Origin of the sequence: Eudoraea sp. (assembly GCF_049665975.1) — a bacterium.
Classification (GTDB): Bacteria; Bacteroidota; Bacteroidia; order Flavobacteriales; family Flavobacteriaceae; genus Eudoraea.
Window position 1 is genome coordinate 1 of the sequence record NZ_JBATGR010000259.1, and the last position, 3,004, is coordinate 3,004.

2 protein-coding genes and 1 pseudogene are annotated in these 3,004 nt (G+C 33.2%); 2 read left to right on the forward strand and 1 reads right to left on the reverse strand.

The window, feature by feature from the left end; translation table 11 throughout:
* The coding region (htpG, locus tag WBN20_RS09420) for a molecular chaperone HtpG (protein ID WP_424281499.1) at window positions 1–1,724 on the reverse strand (1,724 nt) is incomplete at its 3' end.
* 361 nt (window positions 1,725–2,085) lie between these two features.
* Here htpG and WBN20_RS09425 point away from each other — a divergent pair.
* Both WBN20_RS09425 and WBN20_RS09430 read left to right on the forward strand, forming a co-directional pair.
* Window positions 2,086–2,745 carry a TetR family transcriptional regulator C-terminal domain-containing protein gene (locus WBN20_RS09425; RefSeq protein ID WP_424270768.1) on the forward strand — a complete coding sequence of 220 codons (660 nt, stop codon included), beginning with the start codon at window positions 2,086–2,088 and terminating at the stop codon, window positions 2,743–2,745.
* A gap of 21 nt (window positions 2,746–2,766) precedes the next feature.
* A pseudogene (locus WBN20_RS09430) lies at window positions 2,767–3,004 on the forward strand (AarF/ABC1/UbiB kinase family protein); the annotation flags it as partial.

Sequence of the window (3,004 nt, forward strand, 5' to 3'; positions counted from 1 at the left end):
TTTACTATTAAATTATACATTTCGGGCATATTCCCCATGCCAAACATTCCACCTCCCCCGGTTTGCTGCATTTCCTTCATTCGCCTCATAAATTCGGGTTCGGTGATGATAAAGGGAGAAGCCTCACTATCCATGGCCTCCAATTGTACAGTATAACCTTTATCGGCAGTTACCTCTTCTATATTTGCCTTTAGCTTTTCCTTCTCTTCATCAGACAATTTGCTTATTTGTGTATCTTCTTTTTTAATGAGATTATCTAAATGATCGGCATCTACCCTGGCAAAAGATAATTTCTCATTTGAAGTTTCTAATTTTTGCATCAGATGCGGGACAATCGGCGAATCAAGTAATAGCACTTCAAAACCTTTAGCCTTGGCTGCTTCAATATAACTATGCTGTGACTCCTTATCCGATGCATAGAGCACTACCAATTTCTCATCTTTATCTGTTTGAAGAGCTTTAATTTTCTCTTTCAACTCTTCAAATGTAAAATAAGTGCCATCAACCGTCGGATACAAAGCAAATTTATCAGCTTTTTCAAAGAATTTTTCTTCGGACAACATTCCGTATTCAATGACGATTTTGATATCATTCCATTTTTTCTCAAAATCCTCACGATTATTTTTGAACAAAGCGGTAAGCTTATCTGCAACCTTTCTTGTTATATATGAGGAAATCTTCTTAACAGCACCATCTGCTTGTAAGTACGATCGGGAAACATTCAGGGGAATATCAGGCGAATCAATTACACCTCGTAGCATGGTTAGGAATTCAGGAACTATTCCTTCAACATTATCAGTTACAAAAACCTGGTTCTGATACAGCTGAATTCTGTCCTTCTGAATACTTAAATCATTAGTTAGCTTTGGGAAATAAAGTATGCCTGTCAGATTAAAAGGGTAATCCACATTTAAATGAATATGGAAAAGAGGCTCTTCAAATTGCATTGGATACAATTCCCTGTAAAAGTTATTGTAATCCGTGTCTTTTAAATCTGCAGGTTTCTTTGTCCAGGCAGGGTTGGGATTATTTACTATATTATCCACTTCTTGTGTAGGAGCCGGATCATCTTCTTTAGCATCTTCAGGTTTTGGAAGAGTCTCTGTCTTTGTTCCAAACTTAATTGGAATGGGCATAAATTTATTGTACTTGCTCAATAATTCAGATATCCTGTTCTCCTCTAAAAATTCAGTCGAATCATCGGCAATACTCAGAATTATTTCTGTACCTCGCTCTTTTTTGTTCGATTTTTTCAAATTGAATTTTGGCGATCCATCACAGCTCCAATGAACAGCGGGTTGGTCAGTATAACTTTTACTGATAATCTCAACCTTATCGGCCACCATAAAAGAAGAATAAAAGCCCAGGCCAAAATGTCCGATAATACCTGAGTCTTTGTCCCCATCCTTGTATTTATCAAGGAATTCTTCAGCACCGGAAAATGCAATATCATTAATATACTTTTTAATTTCTTCTTCACTCATGCCAATACCCTGGTCAATGATATGAAGTTTTTTACCTTCCTTATCTATCTTCACCTCAATCATTGGATTTCCATACTCTAATTTGGCCTCGCCGATTGAGCTGAGGTGTTTTAATTTGAGTGTGGCATCCGTAGCATTTGAAATTAGCTCGCGTAAAAATATCTCGTGATCGCTATAAAGGAATTTTTTAATTAATGGGAAAATGTTTTCAACTGAAACATTAATCTTACCTGTAGCCATATTTATTTATTTTTAAAATTATAACTTATTATATGTCAAAAAAAGTACCATACTGTTCACAGGTGACAAACTGACACTTTTAGATATTTTGAAAGTTTAGCAGTAAATTTTAACAAATTTTATGTTTAATATATACGAATAATAATTAAACATTATGTATTTTTGTAATGTGATTAAGGAATATCAATTGCTATGAAAAAGTTTTTTGATTTTTTAATCAGATTGTTTATTAATTGGTTAGGTTGTTTAAAAGTGTGCTTTTTCTTGAAAGCACACTTTTTTTATACAGATGTTACCTTTATATAATTATTAAATGCGTTTATAATATATTTCATAAATTTAAACATAAACACAAGAGGTTATGACTTCTAAAGCCAAAGTAAAAAGTCCGTCTAAAGCAAATATTATTTCTTATTACATGAATTATGTACTGGAACATGAAGCAGTACCTAAATCTGTTTTTAAATTTTGTAAGGAAAACAAAATAAAAGAGGAAGAATTTTATAAAAATTTTGGGTCTGTTAAAGGAATTCAAAAAGCTATATGGGATATTTTCTTTGAAAATACCATGGGTTTATTATCTAAAAATAAGGAGTATCAGGAATTTTCCAGTAAAGACAAAATGCTCACTTTCTTTTTTACTTTTTTTGAAATGCTCAAACTTAATCGGAGTTATGTGCTATTTGCTTTGAATGAGGACAAAAATCCTTTAAAAAGCATAGAACAGCTTAAAGGACTCCGAAACGGAATCAGAAATTTCACAAAAGAACTGATTGAGGAGGATAATAGTGTAAAAACTTCCAAAATTTCAAAACACCAACCGGGACTGTTTTCGGAAGGCGCTTGGGTCCAGTTTTTATTTCTTCTCAAGTTTTGGATGGATGACACCTCAGCGGATTTTGAAAAAACGGATATAGCAATTGAGAAATCAATAAAAACCATTTTTGACGTTTTTGACAATACACCATTAGACAGTATCATAGATTTTGGAAAATTTATCTATAAAGAAAAATTTTCTTAATCATCTTAACCTTAAAATAATATGAAAACACTTGATAGAATCCCAACCGGGAAAATTGAAAGAGCAGGGAAGCTCATGAAGACCGGAGTCAAAGTAGGGGGGAATTTTATGAAGTATTATGGTAAAAAACTTGTAAATCCTGAGCACGATAAGGAAGAGTTGAATGAAGAGAATGCTTCAGATATTTATAATGGACTTAAATCTCTAAAAGGTAGCGCACTCAAAGTAGCGCAAATGCTTAGTATGGAGAAGAACTTAC

Excerpts from the sequence above, each read along its gene's own strand:
- WBN20_RS09425 (WP_424270768.1), top strand. The coding sequence starts at position 2,086 with ATGACTTCTAAAGCCAAAGTAAAAAGTCCGTCTAAAGCAAATATTATT.